Here is a 22998-nt window from a genome sequence, read left to right as displayed (position 1 = left end):
ATGAAATTACCTGTAATAAAACACCTTACACAATTTATAGAAGAAAACGACGAAGATTACGTAGTTGAAACTATTGAAACTTTAGAAGCCTTAACCGAAGTACCTTCATTAAAAGATGAAGAATTAGATGTTATTGGCGAGTTAATCTCTAATATGTACGGTGCTATTGAAGTCAATAAAATGATAAAAGATGGTACGCCTAAAAAAGAAGCGGTTAACAACTTTATGCAACGCGTTTTAGGATCGATTGATAAATAAAAAAACACTTCAAATGAAGTGTTTTTTTTTATTTTAAGGTTTCAACAATAGTGTTGAAGCCTTTTTCTTTAGCATAATCTATTGCTTTTTTTCCTTCTTTATCTACAATTGTTTTATCTGCTTCATACTTAAGCAATAGTTTTATCATTTCGTCTTGATTATACATTGCTGCATAAATTAACGCTGTAATACCGGCATTGTTTTTAGCATTTATATCTGCTTTATGTTGTACCAGTTTTTCAGCAATAACTTTATTTCCTTTAAATGAAACACCTATCAAAGCTGTGTTTCCAGATGCATCTTTACCATTTACATCTGCTTTGTGCTCTAACAGTATTTCGGCAATATTTTCTTTATTAAAATAAGTCGCAAAAATTAACGGTGTAAAACCTCTTTGATCTTTAATATTAACCAAATCTGGATTTCTGGTTAATTGTGCTTTTATATTGTCTTCATTGCCAGATTGTATTGTGGCAAAAAATAATTCGTTTTCTGTCATAGCTATATAAAATAAAAAGAGTGCTTGACACGCAAGCACTCTTAAATTAAAATTGTTTGATTATTTTTTTAAATCGTAACGATCTAAATTCATCACTTTAGTCCAAGCTTTTACAAAATCTTTTACAAATTTTTCTTGTGCATCATTTGCGCCATAAAATTCTGCTACAGCTCGTAATTCGGTATTAGAACCAAAGATTAAATCGGCACGAGTTCCTTTAAATTTCACTTCACCAGTACGTCTATCTCTACCTTCAAAATATCTGTCATCTTCACTTGTAGCACTCCATGTGTAAGTAAAGTCTAAAATATTAGTAAAGAAATCGTTAGTTAACGTTTCTTTTTTATTGGTAAATACACCGTAATCAGAGCCATCATAATTAGCACCTAAAACTCTTAATCCACCAACTAAAACTGTCATTTCTGGAACAGTAAGTGTTAAAAGATTAGCTTTATCGACTAATAAATCTTCGGCTGCAATTTGTAAATCAGATTTTATGTAGTTTCTAAAACCATCTGCAATTGGTTGTAAATAATTAAAACCTTCAATATCTGTTTGTTCTTGTGAAGCATCGCCTCTACCTTGCGTAAAAGGCACGTCAATATTCTGACCTGCTTTTTTTGCTGCTTGTTCAACACCAACATTTCCAGCAAGCACAATTAAATCTGCAATTGAAACTTCTCCATCAAAATCGTTTTTAATACCTTCTAATTTTGATAAGACTTTGTCTAGTTCTTTTGGATTATTAACTTCCCAACTTCTTTGCGGTTCTAAACGAAGTCTTCCGCCATTAGCGCCACCACGTTTATCTGATCCTCTAAAAGTTGAAGCAGATGCCCAAGCTGTAGTTACCATTTGAGAAATTGACAACCCAGAATTAGCTATCATATCTTTTAATTTAGAGATATCACTGTCTGAAAGTTTATAATTTACTTTAGGTATTGGATCTTGCCATAACAATTGTTCTTTTGGCACTTCTGGACCTAAATATCGATCGATTGGTCCCATATCTCTATGCGTTAGTTTGTACCAAGCACGAGCAAAAGCATCTTCAAATGCTTTATGATCTTTATGGAATTTCTGAGAAATTTTTAAATACTCAGAATCTGTTTTTAAAGCAATATCTGCTGTGGTCATCATTAAATCTTGAGTACCATTTGGATCACCTGCTTTTGGTGCTTTTCTTGCTTTAGAAGCTTCAGTTGGTTTCCATTGGTGTGCACCTGCTGGACTTTTTGTTAATTCCCAATCATAATTTAATAATACATCAAAATAATCATGATCCCATTGTGTTGGATTTGGTGTCCAAGCACCTTCAATTCCGCTGGTAATTGTATCGTCTAAAACTCCAGTTCCGAAGGTGTTTTTCCAACCAGTACTCATTTCTTCTATAGATGCACCATGTGGTTCTGCCCCAACATATTTACCAGGATCTGCTGCTCCATGAGCTTTACCAAACGTATGTCCACCAGCTACTAACGCTACAGTTTCTTCATCATCCATCGCCATACGCCCAAAAGTTTCTCTAACATCTTTAGCAGAACCCATCGGATCTGGTTTTCCGTCTGGTCCTTCTGGATTTACATAAATCCAACCCATCATAACAGCTGCTAAAGGATCTTCAAGGTCTCTTTCTTCTACATCTTTGCTGTCGCCGTATCTATCTTCATTTGCGCCCCATTCCGTTTCGCTTCCCCAATATACATCTTGTTCTGGCTCCCATATATCTTCTCTTCCTCCTGCAAAGCCAAAGGTTTTAAAGCCCATAGACTCTAAAGCACAGTTTCCTGCAAGTATCATTAAATCTGCCCAAGATATTTTACGACCATACTTTTGTTTTATAGGCCAAAGTAAAAGTCTAGCTTTATCTAAATTACCATTATCAGGCCAACTATTAATTGGTGCAAATCTTTGGTTACCGCCACCAGCGCCACCACGACCATCTCCTACTCTGTAAGTTCCTGCACTGTGCCAAGCCATTCTAATCATAAATCCGCCGTAATGTCCGTAATCTGCAGGCCACCAATCTTGTGAGTCTGTCATTAAATCTATTACTTCTTGCTTTAGTTTTGCAAAATCAAGACTATTAAACTCTTTAGCATAATCAAAATCATCATCCAAAGGGTTAGAGCTTGGTGCATGTTGGCGTAAAATATTTAATTTTAATTCGTTTGGCCACCAATCGCGATTTTTTACTCCGCCACCAGCAGTTTTTTTTGTGGTTCCACTTAGAAAAGGACATTTTGCAGAACTTTCATTTAGTTCAAAATTTTCTCCACGTGGATTTCCATTTGAGTTACTTTCCATATTAATAGTTTTAAGATTTTATATATTTCACTAAAATTAACTATTAAATTTACAAAAATTATGTCAAAAAAATTGATTATCACTATCACATTATAAGCATCATTTATTTAATTAAAAAAAGTGATAATTTCAAATTATTGTAATTAATCGTAATTAGAAAATAACTTTAATGTATTATTTTTAAATTTGAATAAAAATTAACTTTTATGGCAAAAATAACCTTAGGAGGTACTCCTGTAGAAACCGTTGGCAACTTACCTGAAGTTGGTAACGATGCACCAAATTTTAATTTAACTCATACTGACTTATCAGAAAAAACACTTGCTGATTATAAAGGAAGTAAAGTGGTTCTAAACATATTTCCTAGTGTAGATACTGGTACTTGTGCAACTTCTGTAAGAACTTTTAATAAAAAAGCATCTGAAGTTGAAAACACAAAAATTGTTTGTGTGTCTAGAGATTTACCTTTTGCTATGTCTAGATTTTGTGGTGCAGAAGGCATTGATAATTTAGAAATGTTATCTGATTTTAAAACAGGTGAATTTGGTAAAAATTATGGTTTAGCTTTTAAAAACGGTCCTTTTGAAACTTTACATTCAAGATGTATCGTTATTTTAGATGAAAATGGAAAGATAACCTATACAGAACAAGTTGAAGAAGTAGCAGACGAACCAAATTACGAAGCGGCGCTAAACGCCTTATCTAATGGATAAACCAAAAGAATCTTTTATTGTAAATCGTCTAAAAAGCGTAAAATATGCCTTTTTAGGTATGTGGCGCTTAATACAAACCGAAGCCAGCATACAAATACAATTATTTATAGCTATTATTGTAACAATAGCTGGTTTTTACTATTCTATTTCTAATACAGAGTGGATCATGCAATGCTTTGCAATTGGTATGGTAATGAGTATAGAAGGACTTAATACAGCTGTAGAAGAAATAGCTAACTTTATTCACCCAAACCATCACCCAAAAATTGGAATAATTAAAGATGTTGCAGCTGGTGCTGTGTTTATTGCTTCAATCGCTGCATCTATTGTAGGTTTGATAATTTATATTCCTAAGATTTTTTAAACAATTATCCATTAGGATAAACGTTAACAATTTGTATTTTTACCCAAATTAAAAAACCGTTAATGGCGAAAGCAAAAAAAACATCTAAAACCAAAAATAAACCACGCTTTAAAAAACCTGATTTTACGTTGAACAATCAACAAAAATTAGTCTTTGGTAGCTTTTTGGTAATTCTTGGCATTTTGCTTTTTACCGCGTTTTTATCTTTTATATTTACAGGAAAAGCAGACCAAAGTGCTATCTCAGAGTTTACAACTAGAGATGTCGAAGCACAAAACTGGCTAAGCAAAGTTGGTGCTTGGCTAAGCGATGTATTTATTCAACGTGGATTTGGTATAGCAGCATTTATTTTTTCTGGATTAACTTTCCTTTCAGGAATTTTTGTGCTTATGGATTTAAGCAAAACTAAGTTAAGAACACATTGGTTTTGGGGCACATTAATTGTCATTTGGTTTTCAGTTTTATTTGGTTTTTTTACGTCTAAAAATGACATTTTAAGCGGAACTGTTGGTTATGAAATCAACACATTTTTTCAAGATTATATAGGAAAAATAGGTACTGTGCTTTTATTGGTTTTTGCGTTTATCACCTATTTAGCAGTTCGTTTTAAATTTACACCACAACGCATTGCCTCACTTTTCAATAAAGCTAAAGCAGAAATTAAAGACGACTTAAAAGAAGATTTTACACCTATAGATAATTCACATTCTGAAGAGGCTGAAGATATAAAATCTGCTTTTGAAGTCAATAAAAATGTAGAACCTACAATTGCTAATCATTCAACTTCTGAAACATCAACTACTTTTGAAGTCACAACTCCTGAAGACGAAGAAGAAATTGAAGAGCCTGTTTTAAAAACTTCATCTAAAGAAGACGAAGATGTTAAAATTGAAGTAGAAACTGTTAAAGAAGAAGAATCAGAAACCGATAATCTTGCGAATAAATTAGTTGAAGATTTTGGACAATTCGATCCTACTTTAGAGCTTGGCAAATATCAATATCCGCCATTAGATCTACTTAAAAAGTATGAAAATGAAGGTGTTACCATTAATCAAGAAGAATTAGAAGAAAATAAAAACCGAATTGTAGAAACTTTAAACAACTACAAGATTGGTATTGATAGTATAAAAGCCACTATTGGTCCAACGGTAACTTTATATGAAATTGTTCCTGAAGCAGGAATCCGAATTTCAAAAATTAAAAACTTAGAAGACGATATTGCTTTATCATTGGCTGCACTTGGTATTCGTATTATTGCACCAATTCCTGGTAAAGGAACTATTGGTATTGAAGTGCCTAATAAAAATGCAACTATCGTATCTATGCGATCTGTTATTGCGTCTCAAAAATTTCAAAAATCAGAGATGCAATTACCAATTGCTATTGGTAAAACTATAAGTAACGAAACATTGGTTATCGACCTTGCAAAAATGCCTCACTTACTTATGGCTGGTGCAACAGGACAAGGTAAATCGGTTGGTTTAAATGCGGTATTGACATCGCTTTTATATAAAAAACATCCTGCCGAAGTAAAGTTTGTTTTAGTAGACCCTAAGAAAGTTGAGCTTACACTTTTTAATAAAATTGAAAGACACTATTTAGCAAAATTACCAGATAGTGAAGATGCAATCATAACGGATAACACAAAGGTTATCAACACCTTAAATTCACTATGTATCGAAATGGATAATCGTTATGAATTGCTTAAAAATGCACTTTGTAGAAATATTTCTGAATACAATGCCAAGTTTAAAGCTAGAAAATTAAATCCTAACGACGGACACCAGTTTTTACCCTACATCGTATTAGTGGTAGATGAGTTTGCTGATTTGATTATGACAGCTGGTAAAGAAGTAGAAACTCCTATTGCGCGTCTAGCTCAATTAGCGCGTGCTATTGGTATTCATTTAATTATCGCTACGCAACGTCCGTCTGTAAACGTTATTACCGGTATTATAAAAGCTAATTTCCCAGCACGTATAGCATTTAGAGTAACTTCAAAAATAGACTCGCGTACCATTTTAGATGGTTCTGGAGCAGATCAACTTATTGGTCGTGGTGACATGCTTTACACGCAAGGTAATGACATGATACGTATTCAATGTGCGTTTGTGGACACACCAGAAGTAGAAAAAATAGTAGACTTTATTGGCTCACAAAAAGCCTATCCAGATGCTTATTTGTTACCTGAATATGTTGGTGAAGAAAGTGGCACAAGTCTTGATATAGATATATCGGAAAGAGATAAACTCTTCCGTGAAGCTGCAGAAATTATTGTAACAGCACAACAAGGATCTGCGTCTTTACTACAACGTAAACTTAAACTAGGCTATAATCGTGCAGGTCGTATTATTGATCAATTAGAAGCTGCTGGTATTGTTGGCGGATTTGAAGGTAGTAAGGCAAGACAAGTGTTGGTTCCAGATTTACTGGCTTTAGAACAATTATTAGAAAACGAAACGAATTAAAAAATGAAAAAGTTATTATTCCTTTTTTTAAGTACCATTTTTACTTTAACTACTTATGCTCAAGATGCAAATGCTAAAGCTTTGTTAGATGAAGTGTCTACAAAAGCTAAAAGCTATAAAAACATAAGCATTGACTTTAAGTATGTTTTAGAAAATACAGAAGAAAACATTAAACAAGAAACACGTGGTGATGTTATTATGGAAGGTGAAAAATATAGACTTAACATATTAGGCATTACACGTATTTTTGATGGACTAAATTTATACAGTATTAGTCCTGAAGACGAAGAGGTAACGATATCTAAAGCTTCAAATGAAGATAAAAATACCATTACACCAAGTAAAATGCTTAGCTTTTACAAAGATGGTTTTACATACAAAATGGACATTGAGCAAAATGTACAAGGAAGAAAAATACAGTTTGTTAAGTTAACCCCGATAGATTCTTCTTCAGAAATTAAATATGTGCTTTTAGGTATAGATGTAAAAACAAAAAATATTTACAGATTAATTGAAATTGGCAAGAACGGTACAAAAACAACCTTAACTGTTAATTCTTTTAAAACTAACGAAACATTATCAAAATCCTTATTTACTTTTGACAAAGAAAAGTATAAAGATTACTACATCAATAAATTAGATTAATTTTCTAAGTGAAAATATTAGATAGATACATATTAACATCTTACCTAAAAACTTTTATCAGCGTGTTTGTTATACTCATGCTGATTTTTGTTTTACAAGCCATATGGTTATACATTAAAGAATTAGCAGGTAAAGACTTAGATTTAGTGACTATTCTTAAGTTTTTAATGTATATAACACCTACGCTAATTCCTTTAATTTTACCACTTACCATATTACTATCATCAATTATGGTTTTTGGTAGTTTTGCTGAAAACTATGAGTTTGCAGCAATGAAAAGTACAGGTATTTCTCTTCAAAGAGCAATGTCTGGTTTAGGCGTTTTCATATTTATTCTATCTATAACAACTTTTTTCTTTAGTAATAATGTTATTCCTTGGGCACATTACGAAAGCCATAACTTAAGAAAAAATATAGCCAAAGTTAAACCAGCTATGGCAATAGCAGAAGGACAGTTTAACGACATTGGTGATAATTTTAATATTAAAGTTGAAGAAAAAAGTGGCGAAAACGGTAAGTTTTTAAAAGGTGTTACTATACATAAAAAAAGTAGTACTAGAGTTGCAGGAAACCATACTGTTATAATTGCCGAAACGGGAGAATTAGCAAGTGATGAAGATTCTAACATACTAAAACTAATTCTTTATGATGGGTATTATTATGATGATACACCTCCCAAAAAACTAAAAGACCGCCAGAAAAAACCATTTGTTAAAAGTGAGTTTAAGAAGCACATTATGAACATTGATTTAACAGAGCTAAATAATGTAGATTTAGACGAAAAAAATGTTGATAATAAATACACGATGTTAAATATAGCAGAGCTAAATCACACTTTAGATTCTCTTAAATTAGAAAGACAAGATAATGTCATGGAGTTTTCTAAATCCATGTATAATAGAACAAACATTGCTACCCTAAACATCTCTTTAAAGTCAAAAAAAGATACTATATACGAAGGACCATTATTAGACCTCTTTGACACCAGATTTAAGGTACAATTATTAGATTATGCTGTAAACAATGTTTCTAGCACTAAACAAATAATGACTTCCAAAGAAAAAAACCTTAAAAACAAGGCTATATGGATTAATAAACATGGTATAGAATTACACAAAAAGTTTGCTTTAGCTGTTGCTTGTATTATACTATTTTTTGTTGGTGCACCATTAGGAGCCTTAATACGTAAAGGTGGTTTAGGACTACCAATGGTAATAGCAATTGTGCTGTTTTTAACGTATCACTTTATCGGGCTATTTGCAGAAAATAGTGCAAAAAACGGAAAATTAAATCCTGCTCTCTCCGCATGGTTTTCAACACTAATTATGTTGCCCTTAAGTGTGTTTTTAACTAAACGTGCAACAGCTGATAGAGGTTTATTTGAGTTTGACCATATAACTGTACCAATAAAAAAATGGTACAATTCTAAATTTGGAAATAAAAAAATAAGCTCTCAACCTTCTAAAGATGATAAAAAAAGAGCATTAATAGCAGAAGCTTTAGGCGAAACAACACCAGAAACAACTACAAAAACTGAAGTTAAAGAAATAGACAAAAGCTTATTGAAAGACTTTAAAACCCTTTCAAAAATTAGCTTAATAACATTCGTTTTAGCTCTAGTTTTATTCATCTTATATTTTGTTTTCAAAAACAATAAGTTACCACAATTAGCAGAAGCTGGAATACAGATTAGTGCAATATCTTATATAGTTCTTATTTTTAACTATATAAAAACATTTAGGCACTACAGTAAAATACTTAAAACTTTAAATAAAACTAAAGAGACACTTTTATTTAAAATATTAGGTTTTATCCTCTATCCTATTATTCATGTTAATAGAAATCTAAAAATCAATTCTTAAACCTATAAAAGCTTAAAAATAGCTTATCTTTGCACAAATTTTAAGGTAATGAGCACAAAAACAGTTAGCGCAGTAGACGTAAAATTAAACACTATAGAAGAAGCTATTCAAGATATTAAAGCAGGAAAAGTAATTATAGTTGTTGATGATGAAGACAGAGAAAATGAAGGTGACTTTTTAGCTGCAGCAGAGCTTGTTACACCTGAGATGATCAACTTTATGGCAACACATGGTCGCGGATTAATCTGTGCACCACTTACCGAAAACAGATGTAACGATTTAAATCTACACATGATGGTCACTAATAACACTGACCATATGGAAACTGCGTTTACAGTTTCGGTAGATTTAAAAGGTCAAGGTGTAACAACAGGTATTTCTGCTGCAGATAGATCTAAAACCGTTCAAGCTTTAATAAACCCAGATACAAAACCTTATGATTTAGCTAGACCAGGTCATATTTTTCCTTTAGTTGCCAAAGAAGGTGGTGTTTTAAGACGTACTGGTCATACAGAAGCTGCAATAGATTTTGCTAGGCTTGCTGGATTAGAACCTGCAGGTGTTATTGTCGAGATAATGAATGAAGATGGTACTATGGCACGCTTACCACAGCTAATGGAAGTGGCAAAAAAGTTTGATTTAAAAATTGTTTCAATTGAAGATTTAGTGGCTTACCGTATGGAGCACGACTCTTTAATTCTTAAAAAAGAAGATTTTAATATCGAAACTCGTTTTGGAAATTATCGTCTAAGAGCTTACCAACAAACCACAAATAATCAAGTACATATTGCACTAACTAAAGGTGATTGGACCAGTAAAGATGAAGTATTAACAAGAGTAAATTCAACTTTAGTTAATAATGACATTTTAGGCACGTTAACTAATAATGCTGACCAAAAATTAGACAATATGTTTAAGGTGATTAATAAAGAAGGTAAAGGCGCTATTTTATTTATTAATCAACAAGCTGAAAGTATGAATTTATTACAACGTCTATCGGTTTTAAAAGAAAAACAAGTACCTAATAAAATTGCAAAAGCTCCTGCTATAGCAATGGACAATAAAGACTTTGGGATTGGAGCCCAAATACTTCATGATTTAAATATTCATAAGTTAAAATTAATTTCTAACTCACAACAAACCAAACGTGTAGGAATGATTGGTTATGGGTTAGAAATTGTAGAGTATGTTAACTACTAAAGTGAATCTTTTATAGCTTGAGCCATTAATTTGGCTCTTTGTTTTACTTCTTCTTCTGTCCAAGATAATTTTATTAAACAAGAAATATTTCTACCAATAAAATGATCAGATTGATCAAACGTTTTCTCTTTTAAATAAGACAGACCTTCTTTTACTTCATTTGAAACAGGATAAAGCGTTTTTATATCTTTTAAATGTTCCCATTTACGAACATAATGCCAGTTATTATCGTAATAATGAAAACAACCATCAACTCCATTATTTTTAAAAGCTGTAATCACTTTTCTAGTAGTTTCTAGATTTGGTAGATAAAAATTAAGAAAAGCATAGCTTTCTTCTCCTCCTTCTGGAACTGTTCTAAAAGTAACTTCATCAATTTCGGATAATGCTTCTCTTAAAATAGTATAGTTTTTCTTCTGTATTGCTATAAAATCTTTCAACCGTCTTACTTGAGCTAATCCAACCGCTGCATTAAGTTCAGAAATTCTAAAATTATAACCCAATACAGGATGAGATTCTGCACCTCTATCATTACCAATATGATCATGACCGTGATCACTAAATTGATCTGCGTATTTAGCAAACTCAGAGTTATTAGTTAGTACTGCTCCTCCTTCTCCACAAGTTATTGTTTTTACAAAATCGAAAGATAAGCAGCCAACATCTCCGTAAGTACCAAGATATTTTCCATTGTAAGTACCTCCAATTGCTTGACATGCATCTTCTGCAAGTATTAAATTATGAGTTGTACAAATTTCTTTTAAAGCATCTAAATCTGCCATACTACCGCACATATGAACCGGCATTATAGCTTTTGTTTTTGGTGAAATTGCTTTTTTTACAGCTTCAGGATCTAAAGTCAAAGTATTATCTATATCAACTAAAACTGGTATAGCACCAAGCATCATAATAGCTTCAAAAGTTGCAACAAATGTAAAACAGGGTACAATAACCTCATCTCCTGCTCCAACTCCTGCAATTGCTAAAGACGTAGAAACTGCTGCTGTACCGTTAGTTACTAATTGAGCGTGTTTAACTTGAAGTGTAGACTGTAATTCTTCTTCTAAAGATTTTGCTTTATAGTGACCATTACGCATGGCATCAAAACCGTAACGCATTAATATTCCGTTATCTAAAACGTCTTGTACTTCTTTTCGCTCTGCATCACCAAAGCTTTCAAATCCTGGCATAATTTTTATTTAGTTAGTTTCAAATTTACTATTAATAAGAAGAAAAAAAAAGCGTCATAACATAAAGTCATGACCTTTTAAAAATTTGTTTTAAAAAAGCTATTTAAGTCTTTTTATCTAGTAAGAACCATATCTTCTAAAGGTTTTCTTACCTTTTTTAAGCTTGCCATAAAATCATCTTCAGATCGATAACCGATAGGCATTAGCAAGACACTTTTAAGATTTTGCTTATCTAATTCTAAAATTTCATCGGTTTTTTCTGGACTAAATCCTTCCATCGGACAGGCGTCAATCTGCTCTATAGCACAAACTGTCAATAGATTTCCCATTGCTAAATAAGCTTGTTTTGTTGCCCAATTAAGCTTTTCATCTTCTGTAATAGTGTTAAAGTGATTAGTCAAAAACTCTTGATATGGTTTTAAAATTTCATCTGGCGTGCTTCGTTTTTCTTTCACTAATTTAAAGTAATCTTCTACATACGAAGCGTCTATTGCTGTGTCAATACAAAAGACTAAAACATCTGAAGCATCAGTAAGTTGAGACTGATTAAACGCTGCTACTTTTAATTGTTCTTTAATCTCTTTTGTTCTTACTATTAATAATTTGATGGGCTGTAAACCATAACTTGTTGCTGTTAGGTTAAATGCTTCTTTTATAATTTGTAATTTATCTGAAGATATTATTTTAGATGGATCAAATTGTTTAGTTGCGTATCTCCATTTTAATAATGATGTTGTATTCATATCATCTATATTATTTTGAGGCCAAAAATAATCATTAAATACCTAAAGAGATTTTAACATCAATATATTTCGTTGATAGTGATATAAGCAGATGGTCTTTTTCCTATTATTTTAGTAAATGTATTGCTAAAAGTAGGCACACTATTATATCCAACTTTTAAAGCAACTTCAGCTATTGTAAATTGTTGTGTTAACAAAAACTCTAAAGCCTTAAACATACGTAAAAGAGTATAATACTGTATAAAAGAAATCTGAACGTCCTTTTTAAATAACCTATAAAGGGTTTTACTACTCATATTAAAATGAGTTGCAATCGAAGTACTTTTTAATTCCTTATGTAAGTTTTCTAAAAGATATTCAGAAATTTTAATCAAGCGTTCATCTTTTGGTTGAGGAAGATTAAGTAATAGTGGTTGTTTAGACAATTGAGGTAATAAGACTTTTAATGCTAAAACTATTGGATATTTATCTTTTTGAGACTTTTTTATATTCCCCTTCCATTGTTTAGTAAATAACAACATTTGTAACAATAAATTATTTACTGGATAAATTCCTTCTTGTGAATAAAAAATATTTTCTTCGTTTTTCACAGGAAAATAAAGGTTTCTCATTTTAACTTCTGGAGAACTTGGATAAATACTATGCGTTATACCTGCAGGTATCCACATATAGTGTCTTGCTGGCAAAAAATAAGTCTGACTACTAGTTTTTACATACACCAAACCACCTTCTGTATACAAAAACTGTGCTTTATCATGTTTATGGGTTTCGATAAAATTTTCTCCCATTAAATCATGATGACAGTAAATATCTTTTTCTTTTTTATCAACTTCTGTGAGGTAATATTTTGATGAATTATTTGCTAAATTAATATACTTGTCCAAAATGAATAAATAAATGTCTTATTGTGATATTTTGACAATATAGCAAATATATAAATTGCAACCAATATTAATATATCATCAATTTTAAATGATATATCCTAACTATTAGTAATAAATAAACACAAAAAAATATAAAAATGATAAATAGAGAAAATGTAGAAAGAATACAATATGATAATTATTTAAAAAAAATATTTACAGCAGAAGAAGCTTCTCAATTAATCAAAAAAAATGCAGTAGTAGGCGTAAGTGGATTTACTAAAGCTGGAGATAGCAAAGCTGTATTACCTGCTGTAGCCAAAAGAGCAGAAACAGAAGATATAAAAATTTCATTAATCACCGGTGCATCCCTAGGCTATACCACAGACGCCGATTTAGCTAAAAACAAAGCATTACATAAAAGAATGCCTTTTCAAGCAGATTCAACATTACGAAAAGCAATAAATAATGGTGAAGTTTTATATATAGACCAACATTTAAGTGAAACAGCAGAACAATTTGAAAATAATCAATTAGGCAACATTGATGTAGCTATTGTTGAAGCTGTTGGTTTTACTAAAGAAGGCTATATTATTCCAACAACATCAGTAGGTAACTCTGCAACTTTTATTGCTTTAGCTAAAACTGTTATAGTAGAAATAAACACAGCTTTACCAACCACATTTAAAGATATTCATGATATTTACACACATGATGCCTATCCAAACCGAAAACCTATAAATATTTGCAACCCAGATGACCGAATAGGTACACCTTTTATTAAAGTAGATCAAAACAAAGTAAAAGCAATAGTCTTTACAGAAAAACCTGATAGCGAAGCTAGGATTTCAGAACCAGATGAAATCACTACCAATATAGCTAATCATATTTTAAATTTTCTTGAAGATGAAGTAAACTGCGGTAGACTTACCAAAAGTCTTTTACCGTTACAAGCAGGTATTGGTAAAATTGCTAATGCTGTACTTTCTGGATTTAAAAACAGTTCTTTTGAAAATTTAACAATGTATTCTGAAGTACTACAAGACAGCACTTTCGAGCTATTTGATACTGGAAAATTAGATTTTGCTTCAGCTTCATCTATTACGGTATCAAATTCTTGCTATGATCATATGATTAAAAATTTTGATTCCTATAAAGAAAAACTAGTATTAAGACCTCAAAATATTAGTAATGCTGCCGAAGTAATTAGACGTTTAGGGATTATTGCAATAAATACTGCAATAGAATTTGATATTTATGGCAATGTAAACTCTACACATATTTTAGGCACAAAAATGATGAATGGCATTGGCGGTTCTGGGGATTTTGCTAGAAACGCATATTTAAGCTTTTTTGTCTGTCCTTCTATTTCTAAAAGAGACACCATATCTCATGTTGTTCCAATGGTATCACACACAGATCATACAGAACATGATGTAGATATTTTAGTAACAGAACAAGGTCTAGCTGACCTAAGAGGCTTATCTCCTAAAGAAAGAGCAGATGTAATTATAGAAAACTGTGTGCATCCAATTTATAAACAACAAATGAAAGAGTATTACGCCAAAGCTTTATTAGCTGGTGGACATACACCTCATGTCTTAACTGAAGCTTTTAGCTGGCATGACAACCTAAAATCAAAAGGTTCTATGCTTACAGAAAAAAATGCTTCAATAATTTTAAATTGTTAGTTTTCTTATTTACAATTATTTATAGTTTTAAAAGATAATAACTTCTAAATAATTCGTGAAATTTAGTTTATTTATTAAAAAAAGTTTCTATATTTGCATCCGCTAAGGAGAAATGGCAGAGTGGTCGAATGCGGCAGTCTTGAAAACTGTTGAGGGTCACACCTCCGGGGGTTCGAATCCCTCTTTCTCCGCTAAAACCCTTGTGAATCACAAGGGTTTTTTATTTTAAATAAGTTTCTTCACTTTTATCTCAAATTTTACAATAACTAAATAAATTAAAAAATAGCACTTCAGTTATTAACCAAACTTCTTTTAAATAAGCAGCTAAATACTTAGATTTAAAGAAAAAAATCTTATAAGTGTCAAACATTTTTAAATCTATAGCTTTATGTTTTTCTGGTGGTGGTTACCGTGCTGCTGGGTTTGCTTTGGGTAGTCTTTCTTTTTTTGAAAAAGTTGGATTACTACATAATATAAAAGCAATATCTACAGTGTCTGGCGGAACAATTACAGGTGTAAAATACACGCAGTCTTTAATTGAAAATCAATCATTTTCAGAGTTTTTTGAAGAATATCATCAATGGTTAAAAGAAGATCAATTAGTTAATAATGCAATTAACCACATTAAAGGTTATAGTGTTTGGAATCAAGCTGAAAATAAACACAAACACAAAAATCCGATTAATGCTTTTGCTATCGAATACAATAAACTAACAAACCATAAAACTTTAGCAGATTTTGAAAATGCTAAAATCCATTTAGATCGTGTTAGTTTTAATGCTACAGATTTTACAAATGCTATTCAATTTAGATTTCAAAATAAAGATAAACCGCAACGTTTATTTGGTAATAAATTAATTTCTGAAGACTACAGAAACCTTAAAGACAACATAAAATTAGGAGATATTATTGCAGCATCTTCTGCGTTTCCTGGAGGATTTGAACCTATTGCTTTTCCTTCAGATTTTATGCCTAATTCTAACCTTAAAGATATTGGTTTGATGGATGGTGGTATTGTAGATAATCAAGGTGCTTCGGTATTTTTAACCTCTTCAGAAGACACAAACCCTTACAGCCTGTTTATAGTTAATGATGTATCTTCGCCTTATATCAAAGATAATGAGACTTTTGAATTTGCAGAAACCACAAAATTCTCAAAAATAATATCATTTTTAGCTAGCCCAATCGTGCTTGTGCTAATGTTAATATTAGTCATTTATAGTAACTTAAAAAATTGGTGGTGGCTCTACTCCATTTCACTTATCATTTTTAGTTTACAAGTCGCTATCAATATCATGCTATTTTACGTAAGCGCTAGCGTGAGTAAAATGACAAATTTAAGTAACACCTTCAAAATTAATCCGCAACGCTTAGGTAAATATATTTTAAACCGACTTAGAAGCTTAATGGTTATGTCTGGCGTAGTTATGCTGAAAAATGACAGACGTCAAAACGCTAGTAAACTTTATAAATCTTATAATGAAATTGCAATAACTTCAGCTATTTATGAGCTTAGATGTAAAGACCAAAACAAGCCAGAAAATGCTTTAGAATGGGATAAAATTCAACCTTATACCAAAGATATTTCAGAAAAAATAAAAAAAGTATCTGCACATTGCGCCGCTTTTGGCACTAACCTTTGGTTTGATAAAGAAGCTAAAGCAAACAACACACTAGACCAGTTAATTGCTTGTGGTGAATTTACGACGTGTTACAACTTAATCGCTTATTTAGTAAGGTATCACGAAGACCAAATTAACGGTAAAGATGCTGCTTTAACGGCTATTTTTAATTTATTGCTAAGTTATTGGGAAAAATTTCAAGAGGAGCCAATGTGGTTAGTTAATGAAAGAAGCAAATAAACAATCCTTATCTTTGTGTTGAGAAAGAAAACACTTAATGAAATTCAACATAAAAAATAGCTTTTTAAATCAGCTTCCTGCAGATTCTAAAACAGAAAACAGTCGTAGACAAGTAAAGGAATCGTGTTATAGCTTTGTTTCACCAAAAAAAACATCTCATCCAAAGCTAATTCATGTATCTCCAGAAGTATTAGAAATCTTAGGTTTAACTGCCGAAGACGCAAATACTGAAGAGTTTCTAAGCATTTTTACAGGAAATAAAATTCTTGAAAACACCAAACCTTACGCTATGTGTTATGGCGGACATCAATTTGGTCATTGGGCAGGACAATTAGGCGATGGTAGAGCTATTAATTTATTTGAAGTTGAACACAATAACACTAACTGGAAATTACAATTAAAAGGTGCTGGCGAAACGCCTTATTCCAGAAGCGCTGATGGATTGGCTGTTTTAAGAAGCTCTATCCGTGAGTATTTATGTAGCGAAGCAATGCACCATTTAGGCATACCAACAACTCGTGCTTTAAGTTTAGCGCTTACTGGCGACCAAGTATTACGTGATAAATTATATGACGGAAATCCAGAATATGAAAAAGGTGCAATTGTTTGTCGTGTTTCGCAAAGCTTTTTACGCTTTGGTAATTTTGAAATATTCTCAGCAAGACAAGACTTCAAAACCTTAAAAACACTTGTAGATTATACCATTAACACACATTATTCCTTCTTAGGGAAACCGAGTAAAGACGTTTATTTAAAGTTTTTTAATGAAGTGGCAAACCGAAGTCTTGATATGGTCATCCATTGGCAACGTGTTGGTTTTGTTCATGGTGTGATGAATACCGATAACATGTCCATTTTAGGGCAAACCATAGATTATGGTCCTTACGGTTGGTTAGAAGGTTACGAGCCTGGTTGGACACCAAATACCACAGATGCTCAACACAAACGTTACCGTTATGGCGCACAAGTAGATGTTGTGCATTGGAATTTATTTCAGCTTGCTAATGCTTTATATCCTTTAGTAAATGAAGCTGAAGGTTTTGAAGCTATTTTAGGCAACTTCGGAGAGCAAAAAATAGAACGTTACAAAGCTATGATGCGTTCTAAATTAGGGTTACAATTGAAAGATGAAAAAGATGCTGTTTTAATTCAAGAGTTAGAAGATTGTTTACAACTTACTGAAACAGATTTTACTATATTTTTTAGGTTATTAGCAGATTTTGAAAGTGAAAAACATTCGGAAGGATTTCAATTAATTTCTGAAGCATTTTACACGCCAAAAACTATTACCGAAGACATCAAAACACGATGGAATTTATGGTTTTTATCTTATGCTGAACGATTAAAGCGTGAGACAATTTCCGTGAAAGCGAGAAAACAAAACATGAATAACATTAACCCAAAATACGTTTTAAGAAATTACATGGCGCAATTAGCAATTGATGACGCCAACAAAGGTGATTATGGTTTAATAGACGAGTTATTTAACCTTTTAAAACAACCTTATGCAGAGCAACCAGAACATGAAAAATGGTTTGCAAAACGACCAGAATGGGCAAGACATAAAGTGGGTTGTTCTATGCTATCTTGTAGCTCTTAAAATTAGTATCTTTACATAAAAAAATTAGCAATGTCTACAGAAAAGAAACCCGATAATATTGTGTTTAATAATGACACTAATTCTTACGATGCTGCACTAAAACCTTATGGTACCAATGTTGGTGCTCCTGCAATTATTGTAAAAGAAAATATTACTTGGAAAAATAAAAACATACATAAAGCCAATAAACAAATTAAGGCAAAATATTTAGAGCTTAAAGCAGAATATGACAGAATGATGGAAGAGCTTGAGTATAATAACCTTGTGTATAATGCTAAATTTAATTTCGAGCCTATTTTAGGTGAAGTTTATCACTTGTACAGAGATAAAAACAACTTACCGTTTTTATCAATAATTGCTCCTTCGGAATGTAATTTTGATTTTGTAGGTAGTTTTTATCTTAATTCTGAACACATGTGGAAAAAAGTAGAAAATGATCAATAAAAAAAGTCCTAAGTAAAACGCTTAGGACTTTTTTATTCTGTTTTAGTAATACAACTAGTTTCCTTTTTTATAATCTTCTAGAAACTTAGCTAAACCACTATCTGTTAAAGGATGTTTTAGTAAACCTTCAATAGAACTTAATGGTCCTGTCATTACATCTGCACCAATCTTAGCACAATCTATAACGTGCATTGTGTGACGCACAGAAGCTGCTAAAATTTCTGTTCCAAAATTATAATTATCAAAGATGTGTCTAATTTCTGCTATTAAGTTTAATCCATCTGTAGAAATATCGTCTAAACGACCAATAAACGGACTTACATAAGTTGCTCCAGCTTTTGCTGCTAATAAAGCTTGACCTGGAGAGAATACTAACGTTACGTTTGTTTTTATTCCTTTATCGCTAAAGTATTTACAAGCTTTTACACCATCTTTAATCATTGGTAATTTGATCACGATTTGCTCGTGTAATTCGGCTAAAGCTTCTCCTTCTCTTACCATACCTTCAAAGTCTGTCGAGATAACCTCTGCACTTACATCACCATCAACAATATTACAAATATCTACGTAATGCTTTAAGATGTTATCATGACCTGTAATGCCTTCTTTAGCCATTAATGAAGGGTTTGTTGTTACACCATCAAGAATACCCATATCTTGAGCTTCTTTAATTTGGTCTAAATTGGCAGTATCAATAAAAAATTTCATTTTAAAATATATTTATTAGTTGTGTTAATTTATTTTATGGTTTTAAAACTTGGTAAAAGTAGTAATTAAAACAGCCATTACAAAAATTAATATTTAAAAAGTGTATTTTTTACACTTATAATTTTAAAGCTATAGTTTATAGTGATTTAAAAGCAATTTTTCATACATTTTATCTGGTAATAAAAACTTTAAAACTATAGAAAACTTCTGCATAAAAGCACCAACCTTATAATGTATTTTCGGATTTTTAGTATTGATAATTTCATGCACTTTTTTTGCAACTGCAATAGGCGATCCACTACTACTTACATCTTCATCTATGTCTTTTAAAACATTTGGATATTTAGTATATGGCGAATCTTTTATAACTGGTGCGTGGTAACGTCCTGCTGCAATATTGGTTGCAAAATCTCCTGGTGCAATATTTGTAAATTTAATACCAAAATCTTTAGTTTCCATTCTAAATGCTTCTGTTAAAATCTCTAAAGCTCCTTTACTTGCGCTGTAAATTCCTCTGTAAGGTAATCCCATATAACCAGCAATAGACGTAATATTTATAACTAAGCCAGATTGCTGTTTACGCATTTGCGGTAACACCGCCTTTATTACATTTATTGGTCCAAAAAAGTTAGTGTTAAAGTTATGCTGAATTTGTTCTGCAGGTATCTCCTCTATCGCTCCAGTAATTCCAACACCTGCATTATTGACTAAAACATCCAACCTACCTTCGGCGTCAATAACGGTTTGTACAGCTTTATTAATAGTGTTGGTATCATTAACATCTAAAGCAACCAAATTAAAATTACTATTAGTATAATTTTTAGGATTACGACTGGTACCATAAACAATGTATCCTTTTTGGGTTAAAAAATCACCTATAGATTTACCAATTCCTGAAGATCCTCCTGTAATTAAAATAACTTTAGACATATTTTAAGTTTAAAAGTTAAAAGTAAAAAAGTTTGAAAGTTCAAACTATAATTATGAGAAAAGATTTGAATAAAGTGTACAAAAAAAGGCAAGCTACCTACATCACACCGCTACGACCGCGTACCTTTGCTTCGTTCCCGACCTGGAGGATTCAGCAGGAGCTGGTTGTGTAGGACTTGCCGGCTGCAAAGATACATACTTTTAAATTTTTCACAATGATTTTTTATAATGAATTTTAATAAATAACTTGCTGAATAATTTCTTTTTAAAATGAATACACTTAAACAGCTTACAATCATAATTTTAACCGTTTTATTAACGGCTTGTGGTGAAGACGCAGAAACCCTAAAAAAGAGTTTATCTATAAAAACTAATACAGAAAACAGCACAATTAGCATTGATAAAACGCTAGAAGTCGCTCTTATCAATCCAAAAAATATTGAAATTTCTTCAGTAGAATTTTCTTTAGACGGTAAATCAATTTCTAAAAATCAACCACTATCCGATTTTAAATTAGGTGAACATACCATTACAGCTTCTGTAAAATTTGATGACAAAACTGTAGAAGTCACCGAAGTTATTTCAATATTAAATGATAAAAACCCAAAGTTTTATAAAGTTGAAATATTAAACACCTATCCACATGATAAAACATCTTTTACACAAGGATTAGAGTTTAATAATGGTATTTTATATGAAAGTACTGGACAACGTGGTGAGTCTAAAATTAGAAAAATTGACTATAAAACAGGAGATGTATTACAAGAAACAAGTATACCTGATGCCTTTTTTGGCGAAGGATTAACCGTTTTAGACAATACCATTTACCACTTAACTTGGATGGCTAAAAAAGGATTTACTTATAATGCAGAAACTTTAGAAAAAACGGGAAGTTTTAATTACGGTAAAAGTAAAGAAGGTTGGGGATTTTGTAATGACGGTAAACAGCTTTACAAAAGCGATGGTACTAGTTTGATTTGGACTATAAACCCTGAAACTTTGGTAGAAACTGACCATATCCAAGTATGTACAGCTAAAGGAAAAATTGGTCGTTTAAATGAAATAGAATGGGCTAATAATAAAATATATGCAAACATTTGGCAACGTAAAGGTATTGCAGTAATTAATCCTAAAAATGGCGCTGTAGATGCTGTAATAGACTGCAAAATATTAACAGATCAAATAGATAATTTTTCTTTAGACGAAAATACGCTTAACGGTATTGCTTACAATCCAGAAACTGATACTTTTTTCTTAACTGGTAAGCGTTGGGATAAGTTATTTGAAGTTAAAATCATCCATTAAAACACTGTTAAACATTTAAAAACAAAGCGTTAAAGTTTTATAATTTTTAAAATTGGCTAGGCAATAATTCTATTTTTGATGGACTAACTAATCTATAGTCTATTGAGGTATTTTGCTTTTACACTAACGCTTTTTGTTTGCTTTTTGGCCAATGCACAACAAGTAAACGGAATAGTTTACGACTCTATTTCTGCAATAGAAAATATTAAAATTAACAACCTAAGCACAAATACCTTTACTGTTTCTAATAAATCTGGACAATTTACTATAGCAGCAAAAATTAATGACACACTACGTTTTAGTTCTATTTTTTATCATGAGCAAACTTTAATCATCAATGCTTCTCATATTAAAGAAACATTTGTAATCGAGTTAAAAAAGATTAATAACCAGTTAGACGAAGTTGTGCTTAAAGAAAAACACAAACCTAAACTAGCAACCATTGAAGAAGTAGAAACCAGCTTACACAATCAAATATTAGAAGATATTAAAAACAATCCGCATTTATACGGAAAACTAAATGATGGCGGTATAGATTTCATTCAAGTATTTAGTATGATTGGCAAACTTTTTAAAAAGAAAAACAAAGAGAAACCTATACAATATGCTACTTATGAAGAGTTAATTTCAACTTTTGAAAATTCTAAAACGCTAGATCAATTATTCTTCAAAAACACATTAAAAATAGAAAATCACCAACGAGATTTATTCATTCAATATTTAGAAGCTACACAAATAAACAATCAACTTTTACAACCAGAAAAGGAAGTCTATTTTATTGAATATTTAATACAATCTGCAAAAGAATTTAACGCTATAGTTGAAGCTTACAAAGAGAAAGACTAATTTTAGCGTTATGAAAATTCATCAAAAACAAATACAAGTTACACAAGACGATTTAGACCAAAACAATCATGTTAACAACATTAGATATGTAAAATGGGTTAATGATATTGCTATTTCGCATTGGGAAACCGAAGCGCCAAAAACTATTTTAGACCATTATTTTTGGGTCATGTTATCTCATAATATAGAGTATAAACACCAAATTCTTTTAGGTGAAACCGTGACACTAAAAACCTATGTAAAATCTTGTGAAGGCTTATTTTCTATACGTATTGTAGAAATTTTAGTTGATAAAAAACTTTGCGCCTATTCTGAAACCAAATGGTGTTTTATGAATAGTAAAACTTTAAAACCAAACCGAATTCCGCAAGAAATTATCGACCTATTTTAATTTAAAGCATGATTTAATTTTTGTCAGTTTAAACCTGTTGTTCATTTTGATTTCAAAATAATAATTAAGCGTCAGTTCGAGTAGTTTTGAGGTACGAAAAACTGTATCG

The 22998-nt window shown here is 31.4% G+C and carries 21 protein-coding genes, 1 tRNA gene and 1 other RNA gene; 15 read left to right on the top strand and 8 right to left on the bottom strand.

Annotation, left to right across the window (positions count from 1 at the left end):
• Positions 1-258, top strand: a complete 258-nt coding sequence (locus WA327_RS09685) for a DUF6952 family protein (protein WP_336069150.1) — start codon at positions 1-3, stop codon at positions 256-258.
• A 28-nt stretch (positions 259-286) separates the two neighbouring features.
• Here WA327_RS09685 and WA327_RS09680 read toward each other — a convergent pair whose 3' ends face one another.
• Positions 287-757 (bottom strand): ankyrin repeat domain-containing protein, encoded by a 471-nt coding sequence (locus WA327_RS09680; protein WP_336069148.1) that lies wholly within the window; start codon positions 755-757, stop codon positions 287-289.
• 60 nt (positions 758-817) lie between these two features.
• Positions 818-3064 carry a catalase/peroxidase HPI gene (gene katG, locus WA327_RS09675; RefSeq protein WP_336069147.1) on the bottom strand — a complete coding sequence of 749 codons (2247 nt, stop codon included), beginning with the start codon at positions 3062-3064 and terminating at the stop codon, positions 818-820.
• Between the two features lie 206 nt (positions 3065-3270).
• Here katG and tpx point away from each other — a divergent pair, with 206 nt between their 5' ends.
• From tpx to ribB, 6 genes are all read left to right on the top strand, one after another.
• Positions 3271-3777 (top strand): thiol peroxidase, encoded by a 507-nt coding sequence (tpx, locus tag WA327_RS09670; protein ID WP_336069145.1) that lies wholly within the window; start codon positions 3271-3273, stop codon positions 3775-3777.
• Positions 3770-4141, top strand: coding sequence for a diacylglycerol kinase family protein (locus WA327_RS09665; RefSeq protein ID WP_336069142.1), 372 nt, complete (start codon positions 3770-3772; stop codon positions 4139-4141). Before tpx ends, WA327_RS09665 begins: the two co-directional genes overlap by 8 nt.
• Positions 4142-4203: 62 nt before the next feature.
• Positions 4204-6609 carry a DNA translocase FtsK gene (locus tag WA327_RS09660; RefSeq protein ID WP_336069140.1) on the top strand — a complete coding sequence of 802 codons (2406 nt, stop codon included), beginning with the start codon at positions 4204-4206 and terminating at the stop codon, positions 6607-6609.
• Positions 6610-6612: 3 nt separating this feature from the next.
• Positions 6613-7254: an outer membrane lipoprotein carrier protein LolA gene (locus WA327_RS09655; protein ID WP_336069137.1), complete on the top strand. Its 642-nt coding sequence runs from the start codon at positions 6613-6615 to the stop codon at positions 7252-7254.
• An 8-nt stretch (positions 7255-7262) separates the two neighbouring features.
• Complete coding sequence (locus WA327_RS09650) at positions 7263-9116, top strand: LptF/LptG family permease (protein ID WP_336069134.1); 1854 nt, start codon at positions 7263-7265, stop codon at positions 9114-9116.
• 48 nt (positions 9117-9164) lie between these two features.
• Complete coding sequence (gene ribB, locus WA327_RS09645) at positions 9165-10316, top strand: 3,4-dihydroxy-2-butanone-4-phosphate synthase (protein WP_336069132.1); 1152 nt, start codon at positions 9165-9167, stop codon at positions 10314-10316.
• Here ribB and WA327_RS09640 read toward each other — a convergent pair.
• From WA327_RS09640 to WA327_RS09630, 3 genes are all read right to left on the bottom strand, one after another.
• Positions 10313-11506 carry a DegT/DnrJ/EryC1/StrS family aminotransferase gene (locus WA327_RS09640; protein ID WP_336069130.1) on the bottom strand — a complete coding sequence of 398 codons (1194 nt, stop codon included), beginning with the start codon at positions 11504-11506 and terminating at the stop codon, positions 10313-10315. The two genes, ribB and WA327_RS09640, sit on opposite strands and share 4 nt — an antisense overlap.
• A gap of 113 nt (positions 11507-11619) precedes the next feature.
• Positions 11620-12249: an NAD(P)H-dependent oxidoreductase gene (locus tag WA327_RS09635; protein WP_336069128.1), complete on the bottom strand. Its 630-nt coding sequence runs from the start codon at positions 12247-12249 to the stop codon at positions 11620-11622.
• Between the two features lie 59 nt (positions 12250-12308).
• Positions 12309-13133, bottom strand: coding sequence for an AraC family transcriptional regulator (locus WA327_RS09630; protein ID WP_336069126.1), 825 nt, complete (start codon positions 13131-13133; stop codon positions 12309-12311).
• 137 nt (positions 13134-13270) lie between these two features.
• On the opposite strand from WA327_RS09630, the gene WA327_RS09625 reads away from it, so the two are divergent.
• The 5 genes from WA327_RS09625 (at position 13271) to WA327_RS09605 (ending at position 18709) form a co-directional block, all read left to right on the top strand.
• The gene (locus WA327_RS09625; RefSeq protein ID WP_336069123.1) at positions 13271-14803 is read left to right on the top strand and encodes a succinate CoA transferase; all 1533 of its coding nucleotides are present in this window, start codon (positions 13271-13273) and stop codon (positions 14801-14803) included.
• Positions 14804-14909: 106 nt separating this feature from the next.
• A tRNA-Ser gene (locus WA327_RS09620) sits at positions 14910-14994 on the top strand.
• Between the two features lie 168 nt (positions 14995-15162).
• Positions 15163-16665 carry a patatin-like phospholipase family protein gene (locus WA327_RS09615; protein WP_336069120.1) on the top strand — a complete coding sequence of 501 codons (1503 nt, stop codon included), beginning with the start codon at positions 15163-15165 and terminating at the stop codon, positions 16663-16665.
• Between the two features lie 37 nt (positions 16666-16702).
• On the top strand, positions 16703-18265 hold the full coding sequence (locus WA327_RS09610; protein ID WP_336069118.1) for a protein adenylyltransferase SelO family protein: 1563 nt from the start codon (positions 16703-16705) through the stop codon (positions 18263-18265).
• A gap of 30 nt (positions 18266-18295) precedes the next feature.
• Positions 18296-18709, top strand: a complete 414-nt coding sequence (locus WA327_RS09605; protein ID WP_336069117.1) for a DUF2452 domain-containing protein — start codon at positions 18296-18298, stop codon at positions 18707-18709.
• A 54-nt stretch (positions 18710-18763) separates the two neighbouring features.
• Here WA327_RS09605 and fsa read toward each other — a convergent pair whose 3' ends face one another.
• The 3 genes from fsa to ffs all read right to left on the bottom strand — a co-directional run bounded on the left by fsa (position 18764) and on the right by ffs (position 20529).
• Positions 18764-19417, bottom strand: coding sequence for a fructose-6-phosphate aldolase (gene fsa, locus WA327_RS09600; RefSeq protein WP_336069115.1), 654 nt, complete (start codon positions 19415-19417; stop codon positions 18764-18766).
• Between the two features lie 129 nt (positions 19418-19546).
• Entirely contained in the window at positions 19547-20347 is an 801-nt protein-coding gene (locus WA327_RS09595; protein WP_336069112.1) for an SDR family oxidoreductase, read from the bottom strand.
• Between the two features lie 83 nt (positions 20348-20430).
• Positions 20431-20529, bottom strand: an RNA gene (gene ffs / locus WA327_RS09590) — signal recognition particle sRNA small type.
• An 88-nt stretch (positions 20530-20617) separates the two neighbouring features.
• Here ffs and WA327_RS09585 point away from each other — a divergent pair.
• From WA327_RS09585 to WA327_RS09575, 3 genes are all read left to right on the top strand, one after another.
• A complete protein-coding gene (locus WA327_RS09585) occupies positions 20618-21652 on the top strand; it encodes a glutaminyl-peptide cyclotransferase (protein WP_336069109.1) in 1035 nt (344 codons plus the stop codon).
• Between the two features lie 102 nt (positions 21653-21754).
• Entirely contained in the window at positions 21755-22498 is a 744-nt protein-coding gene (locus WA327_RS09580; protein WP_336069107.1) for a carboxypeptidase-like regulatory domain-containing protein, read from the top strand.
• A gap of 10 nt (positions 22499-22508) precedes the next feature.
• Positions 22509-22889 carry a thioesterase family protein gene (locus WA327_RS09575; protein ID WP_336069105.1) on the top strand — a complete coding sequence of 127 codons (381 nt, stop codon included), beginning with the start codon at positions 22509-22511 and terminating at the stop codon, positions 22887-22889.
• Positions 22890-22998 lie beyond the last annotated feature (109 nt).

Origin of the sequence: Mesoflavibacter sp. CH_XMU1404-2, from assembly GCF_037029465.1 — a bacterium.
GTDB lineage: Bacteria > Bacteroidota > Bacteroidia > Flavobacteriales > Flavobacteriaceae > Mesoflavibacter.
Note: the sequence above shows the minus strand (reverse complement) of the source record. Positions and strands in the feature narration are given on the sequence as shown.

Excerpts from the sequence above, each read along its gene's own strand:
- WA327_RS09680 (WP_336069148.1), bottom strand. The coding sequence starts at position 757 with ATGACAGAAAACGAATTATTTTTTGCCACAATACAATCTGGCAATGAA.
- WA327_RS09660 (WP_336069140.1), top strand. The coding sequence starts at position 4,204 with ATGGCGAAAGCAAAAAAAACATCTAAAACCAAAAATAAACCACGCTTT.
- WA327_RS09655 (WP_336069137.1), top strand. The coding sequence starts at position 6,613 with ATGAAAAAGTTATTATTCCTTTTTTTAAGTACCATTTTTACTTTAACT.
- WA327_RS09610 (WP_336069118.1), top strand. The coding sequence starts at position 16,703 with ATGAAATTCAACATAAAAAATAGCTTTTTAAATCAGCTTCCTGCAGAT.
- WA327_RS09635 (WP_336069128.1), bottom strand. The coding sequence starts at position 12,249 with ATGAATACAACATCATTATTAAAATGGAGATACGCAACTAAACAATTT.
- WA327_RS09575 (WP_336069105.1), top strand. The coding sequence starts at position 22,509 with ATGAAAATTCATCAAAAACAAATACAAGTTACACAAGACGATTTAGAC.
- ribB (WP_336069132.1), top strand. The coding sequence starts at position 9,165 with ATGAGCACAAAAACAGTTAGCGCAGTAGACGTAAAATTAAACACTATA.
- WA327_RS09585 (WP_336069109.1), top strand. The coding sequence starts at position 20,618 with ATGAATACACTTAAACAGCTTACAATCATAATTTTAACCGTTTTATTA.
- katG (WP_336069147.1), bottom strand. The coding sequence starts at position 3,064 with ATGGAAAGTAACTCAAATGGAAATCCACGTGGAGAAAATTTTGAACTA.
- WA327_RS09625 (WP_336069123.1), top strand. The coding sequence starts at position 13,271 with ATGATAAATAGAGAAAATGTAGAAAGAATACAATATGATAATTATTTA.
- WA327_RS09595 (WP_336069112.1), bottom strand. The coding sequence starts at position 20,347 with ATGTCTAAAGTTATTTTAATTACAGGAGGATCTTCAGGAATTGGTAAA.
- WA327_RS09665 (WP_336069142.1), top strand. The coding sequence starts at position 3,770 with ATGGATAAACCAAAAGAATCTTTTATTGTAAATCGTCTAAAAAGCGTA.
- WA327_RS09605 (WP_336069117.1), top strand. The coding sequence starts at position 18,296 with ATGTCTACAGAAAAGAAACCCGATAATATTGTGTTTAATAATGACACT.
- WA327_RS09685 (WP_336069150.1), top strand. The coding sequence starts at position 1 with ATGAAATTACCTGTAATAAAACACCTTACACAATTTATAGAAGAAAAC.
- WA327_RS09640 (WP_336069130.1), bottom strand. The coding sequence starts at position 11,506 with ATGCCAGGATTTGAAAGCTTTGGTGATGCAGAGCGAAAAGAAGTACAA.
- tpx (WP_336069145.1), top strand. The coding sequence starts at position 3,271 with ATGGCAAAAATAACCTTAGGAGGTACTCCTGTAGAAACCGTTGGCAAC.
- fsa (WP_336069115.1), bottom strand. The coding sequence starts at position 19,417 with ATGAAATTTTTTATTGATACTGCCAATTTAGACCAAATTAAAGAAGCT.